The sequence below is a fragment of the Rhodococcus sp. 27YEA6 genome, assembly GCF_044908235.1.
Classification (GTDB): domain Bacteria; phylum Actinomycetota; class Actinomycetes; order Mycobacteriales; family Mycobacteriaceae; genus Rhodococcus_F; species Rhodococcus_F qingshengii.
Genome location: NZ_JBIYCY010000008.1, coordinates 14,251 through 27,985, shown reverse-complemented (window position 1 = coordinate 27,985; position 13,735 = coordinate 14,251). Strand labels below are relative to the sequence as shown.

General features: G+C 63.2%; 15 protein-coding genes. 8 read left to right on the top strand and 7 right to left on the bottom strand.

The features are described 5' to 3' along the window. Position 1: 1 nt before the first annotated feature. Positions 2-1,783, bottom strand: a complete 1,782-nt coding sequence (locus tag ABH939_RS20495) for a hypothetical protein (protein WP_404650039.1) — start codon at positions 1,781-1,783, stop codon at positions 2-4. A 415-nt stretch (positions 1,784-2,198) separates the two neighbouring features. Between ABH939_RS20495 and ABH939_RS20490 the strand changes: the two genes are divergently transcribed. Genes ABH939_RS20490 through ABH939_RS20475 form a run of 4 tightly spaced genes read left to right on the top strand, consistent with a single transcriptional unit; the run spans position 2,199 to position 5,735 of the window. Continuing rightward, complete coding sequence (locus tag ABH939_RS20490) at positions 2,199-3,176, top strand: DUF4328 domain-containing protein (RefSeq protein WP_058038065.1); 978 nt, start codon at positions 2,199-2,201, stop codon at positions 3,174-3,176. Then, on the top strand, positions 3,173-3,937 hold the full coding sequence (locus ABH939_RS20485; RefSeq protein ID WP_003944175.1) for a glycerophosphodiester phosphodiesterase: 765 nt from the start codon (positions 3,173-3,175) through the stop codon (positions 3,935-3,937). The genes ABH939_RS20490 and ABH939_RS20485 overlap by 4 nt, the downstream gene beginning before the upstream one ends. An 11-nt stretch (positions 3,938-3,948) precedes the next feature. Continuing rightward, positions 3,949-4,863: a DUF5926 family protein gene (locus ABH939_RS20480; RefSeq protein WP_003944127.1), complete on the top strand. Its 915-nt coding sequence runs from the start codon at positions 3,949-3,951 to the stop codon at positions 4,861-4,863. Positions 4,864-4,916: 53 nt separating this feature from the next. Further along, positions 4,917-5,735: an alpha/beta fold hydrolase gene (locus tag ABH939_RS20475; RefSeq protein ID WP_003944129.1), complete on the top strand. Its 819-nt coding sequence runs from the start codon at positions 4,917-4,919 to the stop codon at positions 5,733-5,735. Here the strand turns inward: ABH939_RS20475 and ABH939_RS20470 are convergent. Beyond that, positions 5,732-6,277: a ferritin gene (locus ABH939_RS20470; protein ID WP_030535839.1), complete on the bottom strand. Its 546-nt coding sequence runs from the start codon at positions 6,275-6,277 to the stop codon at positions 5,732-5,734. The genes ABH939_RS20475 and ABH939_RS20470 overlap by 4 nt on opposite strands. A 154-nt stretch (positions 6,278-6,431) precedes the next feature. Continuing rightward, the gene (locus ABH939_RS20465; protein ID WP_058038064.1) at positions 6,432-7,358 is read right to left on the bottom strand and encodes a cation diffusion facilitator family transporter; all 927 of its coding nucleotides are present in this window, start codon (positions 7,356-7,358) and stop codon (positions 6,432-6,434) included. Between the two features lie 179 nt (positions 7,359-7,537). Here ABH939_RS20465 and ABH939_RS20460 point away from each other — a divergent pair, with 179 nt between their 5' ends. The 3 genes from ABH939_RS20460 to ABH939_RS20450 are packed head-to-tail and all read left to right on the top strand — an operon-like array spanning position 7,538 to position 9,499. Then, positions 7,538-8,167, top strand: coding sequence for a M23 family metallopeptidase (locus ABH939_RS20460; protein WP_042453198.1), 630 nt, complete (start codon positions 7,538-7,540; stop codon positions 8,165-8,167). A 28-nt stretch (positions 8,168-8,195) separates the two neighbouring features. Continuing rightward, positions 8,196-8,555 (top strand): BlaI/MecI/CopY family transcriptional regulator, encoded by a 360-nt coding sequence (locus ABH939_RS20455; RefSeq protein WP_003944179.1) that lies wholly within the window; start codon positions 8,196-8,198, stop codon positions 8,553-8,555. Next, positions 8,552-9,499: a M56 family metallopeptidase gene (locus ABH939_RS20450; RefSeq protein ID WP_007736002.1), complete on the top strand. Its 948-nt coding sequence runs from the start codon at positions 8,552-8,554 to the stop codon at positions 9,497-9,499. The genes ABH939_RS20455 and ABH939_RS20450 overlap by 4 nt, the downstream gene beginning before the upstream one ends. On the opposite strand, the gene ABH939_RS20445 is transcribed toward ABH939_RS20450, so the two are convergent. Further along, positions 9,500-10,144 carry a thioredoxin domain-containing protein gene (locus ABH939_RS20445; protein WP_030535837.1) on the bottom strand — a complete coding sequence of 215 codons (645 nt, stop codon included), beginning with the start codon at positions 10,142-10,144 and terminating at the stop codon, positions 9,500-9,502. A gap of 126 nt (positions 10,145-10,270) precedes the next feature. Here ABH939_RS20445 and ABH939_RS20440 point away from each other — a divergent pair, with 126 nt between their 5' ends. Continuing rightward, entirely contained in the window at positions 10,271-11,212 is a 942-nt protein-coding gene (locus ABH939_RS20440; protein WP_064113812.1) for a cytochrome c oxidase assembly protein, read from the top strand. Positions 11,213-11,223: 11 nt separating this feature from the next. Here the strand turns inward: ABH939_RS20440 and ABH939_RS20435 are convergent, their stop codons facing one another. The 3 genes from ABH939_RS20435 to ABH939_RS20425 all read right to left on the bottom strand — a co-directional run bounded on the left by ABH939_RS20435 (position 11,224) and on the right by ABH939_RS20425 (position 13,612). Next, entirely contained in the window at positions 11,224-11,769 is a 546-nt protein-coding gene (locus ABH939_RS20435; protein WP_003944176.1) for a ferritin, read from the bottom strand. Between the two features lie 37 nt (positions 11,770-11,806). Next, complete coding sequence (locus ABH939_RS20430) at positions 11,807-12,277, bottom strand: hypothetical protein (protein ID WP_042453189.1); 471 nt, start codon at positions 12,275-12,277, stop codon at positions 11,807-11,809. Between the two features lie 99 nt (positions 12,278-12,376). After that, positions 12,377-13,612 carry an LCP family protein gene (locus ABH939_RS20425; protein WP_007736010.1) on the bottom strand — a complete coding sequence of 412 codons (1,236 nt, stop codon included), beginning with the start codon at positions 13,610-13,612 and terminating at the stop codon, positions 12,377-12,379. Positions 13,613-13,735 lie beyond the last annotated feature (123 nt).

Below are 13,735 nucleotides of genomic sequence, written 5' to 3'. Positions count from 1 at the left end.
ACTATTTTGCGGAGGTCGGGACGACGGCACCGACTTGTCCGGCGCCGAAACACAGCGTAAGTCCCGGCGTTGTCGGCGTGATCTTCACACTGTTTCCGTGGCCGACCAGGCGCACGAATGCCGAGTGCAAACCCTGCGTCACGGGTACCGATACTGCGTCACCGGACTCCAACGCAACATCGATCGTTCCGTCGGCGCTGGCGAGGTAATTGAGCTGAACCGTCCATTCCCAGCCGGCCAGGGGGCCGTCGAGGGGGAGCTCGGTCGGGCCTTCGGCACGGGTGCCGCAGTTCGGCGCCGTTCCTTCGGGAATCCTTCTCGTCCAGGTCACTTCGGCATCGACGATCTGACCGCTGTCGTCGATGGTGCGCAGAATCGGAGTGCTGGAAGAGAATTCGGGGCGATCAGGCAGCGGCGCGAGAACGTTGCTTGCCAAATTGTTCGGAAAGGCGACGGGAAGGAGCACTTCGATCGCGACGGGTTGCTCGAGCAGTGGAGCATCCTGATTCTGTGACAACGACATTCGCGCGTTCGCGAGGTAGTCGCGGGTCGGGTTCTCGCGCCAGATGTCGACGAACGTGACGGTCGAGACGAGCGAACTGATCACGAAGAGCACTGACAGGCCGGCGGCGACTGCGACGGGCAAACGGGCCGGACGTCGCCGAGGCGCAGCGAGAATAAGAGCGGCGGCGAGGGCGAACACCGTCGCCGAATCCGTGAAGTAACGCAAGGTCTGCGCCAACTCGTAAGTGGTGTCGGCGTCGGATCGGGTAGCGGTCATCGCCACCACGGAGGCCAGGAAGTACAGCGCCGCGGCAGCCCAGATCCAGGCAGCGCCGCGTCGGGCACGCACTGTCATCACGGCCGTCGTCAGCAGCGCGGCCCAGGCTGCGACCACCAAAAGCGTCGGCGGATCGGCCCAGGCGGGGCTGGGGATCCACCGCTCCCAGCGCCAGGGGCCGCCGAGAAGAGTGGGAAGCATCCCCAAAGACGTTCCGTGATGCAGCAGTTCGGTGGACATCGAACGGCCGTATCCGGTGATCGGAGATTCGACAGTTGTCAGATACACCGGAATCCAGATCGCGAGCACGGCGGCGCAGGCCGTCCACAGGCGTCGGCACTTCGTGACCGCACTTCGTATCGGCGTTCCTTCACCTTGTGTGCGCAAGTACAGCACCAGAAAAGCGAGTGCCACGAACGGAACGAGCACTGCTTTCTCGAAGAACAGCAAGGAGACGACAAAAACCGCGGTGCCCGAGAACACGTAGCGCACCTGCCCGGTGCGGTACAGCTTGATCGCGTCGCCGCATGCCCAGGCCAGCGCGATCTGGAGCGGCAATGCATTGAGCGCGGCTGCCCACCACGAGAACGCCGGAAGTGTCAGCGGGACGAACAGATACAGGAGCAGCGGAATCAACAGTGCCGGTCGCCGGCCGAGGGCCAACCGAAGAGTGCGCAGAAGCGCCAACGACGCGGCGGCCTGACCGATGACGAGCAGCGTTGCCGACAGCGCCCAGTTGTACGGCGCGATACGGGCGATCAACCCGGTGAAGAAGAAGGCCGCGGGCATGAAGTGACCGTCGTGGTCGTAGAGCAGGAGTTCGCTCGCGAAGAGTGGGAAGCGTCCTCCGCGGCCCATCAGGATGAGGTCGTCCCAGTAGAAGTAATTGCTCGCGGCAACCCAGACGCGAATGACGAGCTGACATCCGATCAACACGAACGCGAGCTGCGTGACCCGTCTCGGGGTGAACGTCAGAGTTGGCTCGGGCTGTGGAGAAGTCATCGACGGTCATGCTTCCAGGTGTGTCAAAAACCGACTTCTCACAAAAAGGGGATACCGGTCTTTTCTGTCTTTTCGGGAGCAATTTCTGAATGGATTGTGAACTTTGCCGGGATAAATGACGTCGACGCCCGAAAGTTCACTGACCTGCGGTGTCAAATTCATCCTCGAGCCTGTGCATCGTTCGCTAACACCTGTCAGCAAATTCTCAGGGTCTTGCCCGTGACCTGTGGATAAAGCCCGATTCATTCATCCAGAACTGTGGATGAACCTGTGGAAACTGTGGATAACTCGAGTTTTTAAGTGGCGGAGGTCACATTATTCGAACAATGCAGGTGAACGCGGTGGAGGTTCGATCACAAATCGGGAGTGAATCCATTTGCTGCCGTTACCGATACGGCGTGACAGAATCGAAGTTGTGAGTGTCGTTCAGGTCTGCGCCCGGTGCGCCGCACGCTGGCCTGTCGTCGGCGGCCCGACGCAGTGGTGCCCGCGCTGCAGCGGCGTCCTGCTGATCCCCACCCGCACCGAGATCTACCAACCGCCCAACCGCCGTGGCTTCCGCTGGATCGCGCGCTCCCCGTCCGACCCCCGCGGCGTGGGGGACGCACCAGTGCGTCGTAGCTTCTCCACTCCGCGCTACGACGCTGTCCCGCAGTGGGGACTCCAGGACGTCGTCGACAACTCACCGGTGCCGCCCTCGCGAGCGGACCGGATGGCCGACCGAGTCGGGCCGTTGCTGACGCTCGCAACGATCCTCTACGGACTGGCAGTGTTCGCCGAACTGGGCAGATACGCGATCCTGGTCCGCAACCGCACCAGGCTGATCCCGCAGCCGCTGCTCACGGTCTCCGACGCCGCCGTGTACTTCACTCAGTTGGGTGGACTGCTGATCTCGGTCTTCGCGGCAATCGCCGCTGTGTGCTGGCTGCTTCGTCGGCGTCGTGAACACTTCGCAGGTGCCCGGGAATCCGATCCACGCACAGCGTCGGAAGTTGTCGTCGGCTGCGCTGTGCCGATCCTCAACCTGGTGATGCCGGCCGTTTATCTCTTCGAGTTGGTCCGCCGCGATCCGCGCGGAACCCTGTTGGTCAAGATCTGGTGGGGCTTCTGGGCATTCAGCGCTCTGCTGCTGGTGGTCAACGCGTACTGGCGATCACGCCCGGGGATTCAGGCAATGGCCGACGGGGTTCTGCTGAACGCTTTCATCGCACTGATCGCTGCCGTCACCGCGGCGTTGACACTCGTCGTGATCCGCCGGATCGAGCGCAAGAGCTGGCGCGGTGAACCGGAATCGGAAACCCGGTGGGTGCCAGTGCCGCGCTCGGTGCTGGAAGAAAAGACGGTGCTGGAAGAGAAGACGGTGCTGGAGGAGAAGGAGACCGCTGCCCTGTGAGCCCAGATCGTCGAGGTCCACTCGTCGTTGCGCACCGAGGTGCGTCGGCTGCGCGGCCGGAGCACACCCTCGCCGCCTACGAACTGGCCCTCGAGGAGGGTGCCGACGGGCTCGAATGCGACGTCCGGCTCACCCGCGACGGACACCTGGTCTGCGTTCACGACCGCAAGGTCGACCGCACCTCCAGCGGGACGGGGATCGTCAGCGAGATGACGCTCGATTCGCTGAACGCTCTGGACTACGGGTCGACGAGCGAACCGGCCGAACTGCTGACTCTCTCCGACCTCATCACCCTCGCTCTGGATTTTGCGCGCCCGGTGAAGCTGTTCATCGAGACCAAGCACCCCGTGAGGTTCGGCGGATTGGTCGAAGCCAAACTCCTGGCGGAACTGCACCGCTTCGGGATCGCGTCACCGCCGTCGGCCGATCACTCGCGCGCTGTCGTCATGTCTTTCTCGGCGAGTGCGGTCTGGCGAGTGCGTCGTTCGGCACCGCTGCTGCCGACGGTCCTGCTCGGTGACGCGTCGCGGTACCTCGGCGGCGGTGCGTCGACGGCTGTGGGCGCTACGGCGATCGGGCCGTCGATCAAGGCACTGCGCGAACATCCCGATCTGGTCGATCGGGCCGCTGCTGCGGGTCGCGCGACGTACTGCTGGACCGTCGACGACAAGGCGGATGTGGACCTGTGTCGTGAGCTCGGGGTCAGTTGGGTTGCCACCAACCATCCCGGGCGCACGAAGCAATGGCTGGGCAGCGTGTAGATTTTGCCCTCGTGGCCAAGAAGAGCAAAAGAAACAGTGGACCGAAGCAGGGCAGCGCACGCGCAGAGAAGCTGGCGGCACGCCAAGCAGAGCGTGAAGCCGCTGCCGGCGTAGTCAGCCGCCCGTTCGAGGGCCTTGCCGCCGAGTGCGATCTGGTTGCGCTGCGCGAATTCGTTCCGTCCGCCACGGCTCCGTTGCCGGTCATCGGCTCCGACCGTCCCGTCACGTTGGCAACGGTCCTCCCCGGCGCTGTTGCCGCACTCGTCCGTGACGAGGGCGAGACGGCCACAGGATTTGTCGGTGTCCAGGTTCAGGCGCACTCGGCCGACCTCGGCGCAGACCTCGCCGCTTCGGTGAACTGGATCAAGGACGCGGCCCCCGGCGACGCGCTTTCTGCCGCGAACCCCGATTCCGAGACCCCCGCAGTCACCGCTGTCGTCGATCCCTCGGCCCTGCTCGACATCACCGTGCACCAGAACTTCAACTGGTGGATCCCCGAGGGCGTCGAAACCGATCCCGAGGTTGCCGCCACCGTGCAGCACGCCAACTCGGCGATCATGCCCTCTGCACGCCTCGAAGGCGACGGCCTCGTTGCCGCGTGGTGGGTCGACGCCGGCGAGAAGGCGCACCTGCGTTGGGTTCGTCCCGAGAGCGAAGACGACCTGATGCTCGCGCTGGCGCGCGTGCACGCGACCGGTGGACTGCATCTGGGTGAGGGCTCGCGCTACGCAGGCTCGTTCCGCACCCACGGCCTGTTGGTTCCCGTCTTCGACCTCGACCGCGAAAAGCATGCAAACGAGTGGGTAGCGGCAACCGTCGAGCTCGGTGAGCGTCTTGCCGAGGCTCTGGCCGTCGATGCTCCGCTGACCTCGGCCGAGCTTCGCTCGCGCGACGGACTTCGTGGTCGTCAGGTCACGCTGCGCTGATTTTTTCGCCCGAACTATAGGCGTTACGCGAAGTTACGGTTAATGTTGGTGACATGACCTTGTCGCATGACATCTCCGGTAGTGGTCCCACGCTTGTGCTCGTCCATGGCATCGTCCATCGACGGCAGGCGTGGGATTCGCTTTTGGACCAGCTGACGCCGTACCGCCGCGTCGTCACCGTCGACCTGCCGGGTCACGGAGAGTCGCTGCTGCCCGAACTCGGTCCGGACGTCATGGGACAGCTGATCGACGATGTCAGTGAGTTCGTCAAGGAAGTGACGCCGGCGGGGGAGCGTGCCCACGTCGCGGGAAACTCCCTCGGCGGCTGGATTGCCCTCTCGCTGGCAGCGCGCGGAGATGTCGCGTCGGCGACAGCTCTTTCGCCGGCCGGGTTCTTTGTCAATCACCTCGATCAGGTGCGAGCGATCAACACGTTCCGTGCACTGCGCGGCACGGCCAAGCTCATGGGCGACGGATTGCCACGCGCATTGCGGTACAAGCTGATTCGCTATCCGGCGCTCGCCGCGTTCTTCGCTCATCCGAGTCATGTCGGTTATGCGGCGGCGTTGGCCGACTGCCGTTCGCTCGTGTCGAACGAACTCGTCGATCTCGGTCTCGAGATGGACTTCGTGCTGCCGCCCATCGTGGATCCCACTGTGCCGGTGACGGTTGCGTGGGGTCGACGCGATCTCATCCTGCCCGTGTATCAGGCGCAGCGCGTGAAAAAGCCGTTCCCGCAGGCAAAGTTGATGGTTCTGCCCGGCCTTGGGCACGTACCGATGACAGATGCCCCCGAGCTGATCAGTTCGATCCTGCTGGCAGGAAGCGAACCGTTCGGCTCGAGGGCAAAATCCGTGAGTGCTGCAGGCTAGATGGTTCCGCCGGCTGCGCTCGGTGCACCGGTGGTGTCACCGACGGTGCTCATCTCGCGGGACACGAAGTCTTCGAGGTCGAACAGGTTGGCGCCTGCGCGGTCCGCGATGGTGAGAAGTGTTGTCATGCTTGCAACTTCCTCGACCTGCTCCTTGAGGAACCACTGCATGAACTGCTCGCCGAGGTAGTCGCCTTCTTCGCGGGCAGTGCTCGCGAGCTGGACGATTTGCTCGGTGACCGTCTTCTCCTGCGTCAGCGCGAGAGCGATGGGCTCACGGGCATCCTTGAAGTCGGCCTTCGCGGCGTCGACGCCGGTGAGTTCGACGTTGATGTCGCGATCGAGGAAATACTGAACGATCATCATGGCGTGGTTACGCTCTTCCACAGCCTGCTTGTAGAAGTGCTTTGCCAGCTGTGGCAGGTCCGCATTGTCGAAGTAAACCGCTGTCGCGATGTACTGATGCGAAGCGTTGAACTCGTTGCGAATCTGGTCTCGGAGTAGTGCGTGGAATTTGGTCATGTGAGTCTCCCCAGAAGTCATGAATTCCAAGATAGTGCAGGTCAGAGGCCCTGTCATCCCAGTATGACCTTATTGTGGTAAGCGTTCCCAAACTAAAGAAGACCTAATTTTTCTTCGAATTCGGTGAGGTTATCGAGCCTGGTGAATTCGAATGTTTCATTTTGGAATGTCCATTTCACCAGGCGAGTTCCGCGCATTTACCGTCGCTTCCCTGTTGTTCCACCTGTACGGTGGCGTGCCCCAGTTCGAATTCCTCGGCAAGCAAGGTTCGGGTTGCTGCGAGCACCGTTGTGGGATCGGCGTCACTGACCGCGGTGACGTGAACGGAAGCAACTTCCATCCCCGAGGTGAGTGTCCAGACGTGCAGATCGTGCGCGTCGACGACTCCCGGCAGAGCGTTGATCTTCTCGATGATCGAGGTGACGTCGATGCGGTCGGGAGCCTGCTGGAGGAGGATGCGAACGGCGTGGCGGCCCAGGTTGAAGGCACGTGGCAAGACGAAGAGGCCGATCGCGACGCCGATGACGGGGTCGGCGTAGCGCCAACCGAACGCGAGCGTGACCAAGCCGCTGACCAGGACGCCGATGGACCCGACCATGTCCGCCATGACTTCGAGGTAGGCGCCGCGGATGTTGATGCTTTCCTTCGCGCCGCTGCGCAGCATGAGGAAGGCGATGACGTTCATCGCCAGACCGACGACGGCGACTGTCGCGACGGGAAGGCCGGGAACCTCGGGCGGATCCGTGAAGCGGCTGGCGGCCTCGTAAAGCACCCACCCGGCGACTGCGAAGAGCAGGATCGCATTGGCCAGTGCCGCAAACACTTCCGTGCGGTACATGCCGAAAGTACGGTCGGGGCGCCGGGCGGCACGCTGTGCGACGAGGATCGCGGCGAGCGCCATGAAGATGCCGAAGATGTCTGTGAACACGTGCGCCGAGTCCGAGAGCAGGGCCAGTGACGAGGTCAAGAGGCCGACCGTCACCTGCAGCACGAAGGTCACCAACCCGAGGCCGGCGGCGATCCACAGTTTGTTGACATGCTTGCCGCTGTTGCTGGTCGCAGCCTCGGCGGGGGAGATTCCGTGCCCGTGTCCGTGTGACATCGAAGGTCCTTTCGTCGACGCCAGCCTAGACACATATGCATATATGCGCAATAGTGCATGTCTTAAAAACTATGCAACATAGTTGTAAGGTGGCGGCGTAGACCTTCATTTGTCATCGACGCGAGGACCGAGAAGTGGGAAGACATCGAAAATCCGAGCCGATCAGACCCGGCGGGCGCATGGCCGCGGTTTCCGTGGCGACGGGTGCAATCCTCGCGTCCGGCACTTCCATCGGGCACGCGTCGCCGCCGCCGATTGCAGTCGAGGATGCATCTGCGGTGTCGGCGCCGGAGATCCTCGACCTTGTCCGGCCGACGGATCTTGCTGGAATAGCCGAACAACTCGGCAAGACGCGACAACTCGAATCCGAGCGAGCGGCGCTGGCGTTCGAGGCCGAAAAGCCACAGGTGATGGCCCCCGTCAGCGGGACGATGACGTCCAACTTCGGTCCACGGTGGGGAACCACCCACTACGGCCTCGACATCGCGAACGCGATCGGAACGCCCATCGTGTCGGCGACCGACGGTGTTGTGCTCGAATCCGGTCCCGCCGCGGGATTCGGGCTCTGGGTCCGCATCCAGCAGGACGACGGGACCGTCGGCGTCTACGGACACATCAACGAGGCGCTCGTGGTTGCGGGTCAGAAGGTGCGGGCGGGTGAGTTGATCGCGACCGTGGGCAATCGTGGACAATCGACAGGACCACACCTGCACTACGAGGTGTGGCAATCTGACGGACAGAAGACCGATCCGCTCGCGTACCTGAATTCCCGGGGCGTGTCGTTCGGGGAGAAGACCACGGGCGACTGAAGTTCTGTCACGACGCGATGGAGGAGCAATGCAGGGGCTTGGCGGACTCGAAGCCGAGGTCATGGATGTGCTCTGGCAGTCCGACGACGCGCTCTCGGTCAAGGATCTGGTCGAGACCCTGGGTGAGCGTCGACAACTTGCGTACACCACCATCCTGACCGTCGTGACGCATCTCTACGACAAGGGCTGGGTGAGTCGTGAGAAGAAGAGTCGCGCCTACTTCTATCGGCCGAGTCGCAGCCGTGAAGAGGCCACATCCAGAGCACTGCGCGAATTGTTGGACAGCAGTTCCGATTCCGCTGCCGTGCTGTTGCACTTCGCCAAGACCATGACAGATGCCGAGAACGAGGCCCTGCGCCGGGGTCTTTCCGGGGAAGGTGTGCAATGACATTGGCGTTGCCGATGTTTCTCGGTGCGATGCTCGTGGGATTCCTGGTTCCGAGAGTGTTGCGAGCCGTTTCCTCGGCGTTGTCACCGGCGGTGCTGCTCGCGGCGTGGCTCGGCAGCATGGCGTCGGCTTTGTATCTCGCTCTCTCCGCGGTCTTGGTTCTGGTGTGGCCGAGCCACGCGCCGGTCGAGGGGCTGGTCGACGGTATCGCTCGGTGTTTCAGCGCCTTCGCGCACGGCACGAGTTCATGGGTGGGTGAACTGATCACCGGCACAGCCGTTGCTGTGGTGGGTGTGATCGCCGTTCGGATCGTGCTGGCCGGCCGCAAGCAGGCACGTGAGCACGCGAGGGTCCGAGATTTCCATCGTGATGTTCTCTCGATCGTCGCGCGCCGCGACAACTCGGAGTCCGACGTGTTGTGGTTGGATCATCCGCTGCCTATGGCGTACAGCGTCGCCGGAAAGCCTGGATTTGTTGTTGCGACGCAAGGCTTGTCATCCGCTCTCAGTGGAGGCGAGCGGGATGCTGTCCTCGCGCACGAGCGTGCACACCTGAGCGGCGGTCATCACCGAATTGTCGGTGCGTGCGAAGTCTTGGCCGCAGTTCTTCCGCGAGTGCCGTTGTTCGCGGCGGCACCCGCTGCCGTCGGCGCGATCGTCGAACTGTCGGCGGACAGACACGCCGCTCGCGTCACCAGCCCGGCTGCGGTGCGTTCCGCCCTTGCCGTGGTGTCGAAATCGCCGCTTCCTCAGCCGGACTGGAGCTTGAGCGATCGCGGCAGCGCGACCGCGGTGCGATTGAGTTCCCTGGTCGACGGCGACGTGGCGTCGCCTCGGCGACTGACCTGCGCGGTGGCGGCCTGTGTGCCGGCCGCTGTCACGACGGCCGTTGCCGCAGCCGTGACGGTGGCCGTCTCCGCGGGGATCTGCGCTGTTCTGACCTGATCATTCTCCCAAGGCCGAATCGATCTGGGCTTTCAACTGCTCGTAGCTCGGCATCTGGTCCAGCTTCACGTCGTTGAGGAACAGCGTCGGAGTACCTTGGACGCCGAGGCGTCGGCCTTCTTCGAAGTCGCGCTCGACCCGCTCGCGGACGCCGCGGCTGCCGAGGTCGGATTCGAATCGGGCCATGTCAAGTCCGAGATCTTGTGCGTAGGAACGGAACAGCGCCTCCTGTGATTCGGCGGATTCACCCCATTGCGACTGCGTCTCGTACATTCGCTTGTACATCTCGACGAATTTGCCCTGGCGAGATGCGGATTCGACGACCTGCGCCGCGAGAGTGCTGTTGGTGTGACTCGGAATCGGAAAGTATCTGATGCCGAACGTGATTCGATCCTCGTACTCCGCTCTGATCCGCTCCATCGTCGGGTACAGTGCGAGGCAGGCTTCGCATTCGAAGTCGAGGAATTCGACCAGGTTCACCTTGCCATCGGCGGCCGAGGTCAATCGGTACGCGTCGTCGGTGAGGACGGCGGTGGATTGTGCTGCCCGATCGGCGTTCTCGTTGTCTGCCCGAATCGGATCGACGGTGATGAACGTGATCAGTGCTACCGCGAACACCGCGATCAGGGCGGCGGATATCTTCATGCTTCTGGACACTGCTGTGCACCCGTACCTTCCGTCGAATTCCTAAATACTATCCAACATAGTAGTTAGGTGTAGAGTCGACGGTACCCGCATGGAGACGAAGGAGGACCCGCCGGTGAAGCGTTCGTGAATGACACGCCGCCGCCGTCGATCGGGCAGATGCTGGAGTGGGATACCTCATCCCTCCCGCTTCTTCCTGCCCTGGGAGTTGTTCTTGCACTCTGGTATTGGACTGGCGCTCAGCGAGTTCGCGCGAGTGGGCGACCATGGCCGTGGTATCGGACAGCGTGTTTCCTCGGTGGGTGCCTGCTGCTGATCGCGGTAACCGGACTGAAGGTCGAGAGCTACGGCTACGAACTCTTCAGCGTCTGGATGTTCCAACACCTGACGCTCTCGATGGCGATCCCGCCGCTCTGGGTACTGGGCTCGCCGGGACTGCTGCTACTACGTTCGACGCCGCACCGAGGAATAGGAAAAGGCATTCTCGCGCTTGCCCTCTCGGCATTGCGTAGCCCACCGGCGCGGTGGATGCTGCACCCCGGGTTCACGATCCCGGTATTTCTGTTCAGCTACTACGGGATCTACCTGTCGCCGATCTTCGACACCGTCTCGGCGTTACCGGCTGGACACGTCTTTCTCGAAATCTTCTTTCTCGCCAGCGGTCTGCTCTTCATCATGCCGGTGCTCGCCACCGGCCCACTGCCGGTGCGACAGAGCTACCTCGGCCGGTGTTTCGACCTGTTCGTGGAGATGCCGCTGCACGTGTTCATCGGCGTCGTACTCATGATGGCGACAAAGCCGCTGCTGACCACGTTCGTGGATCCGCCTCCCGAGTGGGGCGTGGACGTGATGCAGGATCAGCAGCTGGCGGGCGCCCTCGCGTGGTCGTACGGAGAGCCCGTCGCGCTGGTGGTGGTCGTGATCTTCGCGATGCGCTGGAACCGCGACGACAAACGGATGAATGCCGACCTGGACCGCCGCGCCGAGATCGACGGCGACAGTGATCTGGAGGCGTACAACAATTTCCTCAGATCACTGAACGCCGCCGAGCGGCCTGAGACTCGGTAGGCCGGTGGCCCTCAGACGCCGCCGCCGGCGGGCGTCGGCGCCATTGCGTCGGCAGCGGCCGGGGTGTTCATCTCGCGTGCGACAAATGTTTCGAGGTGGAACAGGTTGTCGCCGGCGCGGTCGACGATGGTGAGAAGTGTTGTCATGCTTGCCACTTCCTCGACCTGTTCCTTGAGGAACCACTGCATGAACTGCTCGCCCAGGTAGTCGCCGGTATCGCGCGCGGTGCGTGCCAGCTGCGTGATCTGCTCCGTGACCGTCTTCTCCTGCTCGAGTGCCAACTCGACCGGAGCCCGGACACTGTCGAACTTCGTCACGACGTCGTCGATGCCCGGAACGTCCACGTCGAGGTCGTTGTCGAGCAGGTACTGGATCATCATCATCGCGTGACCGCGTTCCTCGGTGGCCTGGCTGTAGAAGCGCGCGGCCATCTGCGGAAGATCGTGTGCATCGAAGTACACCGCTACCGCGATGTACTGCTGCGATGCAGTGAACTCGTTACGGATCTGCTGACGCAGCAGAGTGGTGAATTCGCTCGAGTTCTTCGCCTGTGTCATCCCAACAGGTTACTGGGTCGTCGCCGCTGAGAGGGAGCTACTTCTTGTCGAGCTGATCGATGACGAAGCCCACAGTTTCCGGTCGGTACCCGTAGACGAACGAGTCCTTTTCGCCGACGTACCAATCGCCGCACTGAAAAGAACTGCCCTTCTCGACCCCCGTCGGCCACCACTGTGCGGACAACGATGCGGGACGAGTTTCGACGGTGGGTCGTGCGATGCAGCTGTTGTGATCTATCTCCGCGATGTTCGCAGTCATTCGCAGGATGCGTTCGTTGCCGGTGGTGCGGATGACCTCGTCGATACCCGTTGCGCCGGCGGGAACCCAACTCGGCAGTGTGTCGATTCCGTTGGATGCTTGTGCAAAAGAGAAGGTTTCGGTTTTCTTGTACGCCTTGGAGTCGTCGAACTTCTCGAAGGTTCCGGAGCAGGACGTCACGAGTGCAGCAGCTCCGACGGCGGCGGCAACGACGGCGAGAGTGCGGAATCGGCGGTGTGTTGTGTTCATACCTTCACGGTATTTTTCGGCCGCCGATTCCGCGTCCTGCCGGAAAGCGATTTGTTCGCCGGGCTTGTCCTCCCGCGGTACTACCGGAACTCAGGGCGATTACCCCGTGGTGATCAGATCCTGTGGAATCTGCTGATCGTTGGCCAGGGCGTCGAAGAACTGCGAAGCGCGCGCCTTGTCCCACAACAACACGTTGCCCGAACCGTCCACGTCCTCGAAACCGGCGACCGGAACCGTCGTGGTGGTCATCCCGCCGCGAAGCGCCCAGGCGAGTGAGGCCAGATTCCAGATGTGATCGCCTTCGTCGACCTGTAGAGATTTGGCGGTATCGGAGACGAGTGGCCACAACCGGAACGGATTGAGGAACGTGGTCGGACTCGTCGCCTTCGACAGCAACGCCGACATGAACTGGCGCTGGTTGTTCATGCGGTCGAGGTCGGCGAGCGCCGTCGCGCGAGTTCGCACGAACCCGAGTGCATCCGAACCCTTCAAGTCCTGGCATCCGGCGGGGAGGTTGATCCCGGCCAGCGGATCGTCGATCGGCTGTGCCAGGCACACGTTGACGCCACCGACGGCGTCGACGATGCCGGCGAACCCGCTGAATCCGATCTCGGCGTAGTGGTCGATGCGAAGCCCCGTTGCCTCTTCGACGGTCTGCACCAGCAATGGAGCGCCACCGAAGGCGAAGGCGGCGTTGATCTTGTCCGACCCGTAGCCGGGAATCGGAACGTACGAATCGCGAGGGATGCTGACCATGGTCGTCTTCCCACTTTTGGGGACGTGGACCAAGATGACCGTGTCAGTGCGCTTGGGGCCGGTGTCACCGCCCGTCGCAAGGGCTTGCTCCTGCTCGGGGGTGAGCCCCTCACGACTGTCGGAGCCGACGATCAGCCAGTTCGTGCCCGGAGTATCGGCGACGCGTCCCGCGTAGTCGGGCAGCGCGTCGATTCGATTGAGCGAACTGTCGACGTAGTAGATCGCGCCGGCCAGCGCGAGCAGCAAGACCAACAACGTGATGCCGATACGTTTACCCCAGCTACGACGCTTGCGGGGGCGTCGCTGCTTCGGAGGTTCTGGAGGGCGCGGCGGGGCGTTCGGCGGGGTACGGCGCGGCGGTGCGGGCGCGTACTTCGCCTGGCGCTGCGGATCCTGACGCGGCGGACCCTGCCTGCGCGGGTCGTCCTGAAACGGTTGCGGGCGCTGGGTCGGCGCCCAGTCCTCACGCCTGGGCTGCTGCGGCGCTTGTGGTGGGACCTGTGACCAGGCCTGATTGGCCGGATTCTGCTGCTGCGGGCGTCCGTCGCGGCGAATGACCGTCGGCCCTTCCGGCGGCATCGGTGGACGCCGCTGCGGGGGTGGGCCCTGACGGGGTGGATTCTGGCGTGGAGGGTTCTGCCTCGGAGGCATCGGTCCACGCGGAGGTGGCCCTGGCGGCTGGCGCCGCGGAGGGCGCTGAGG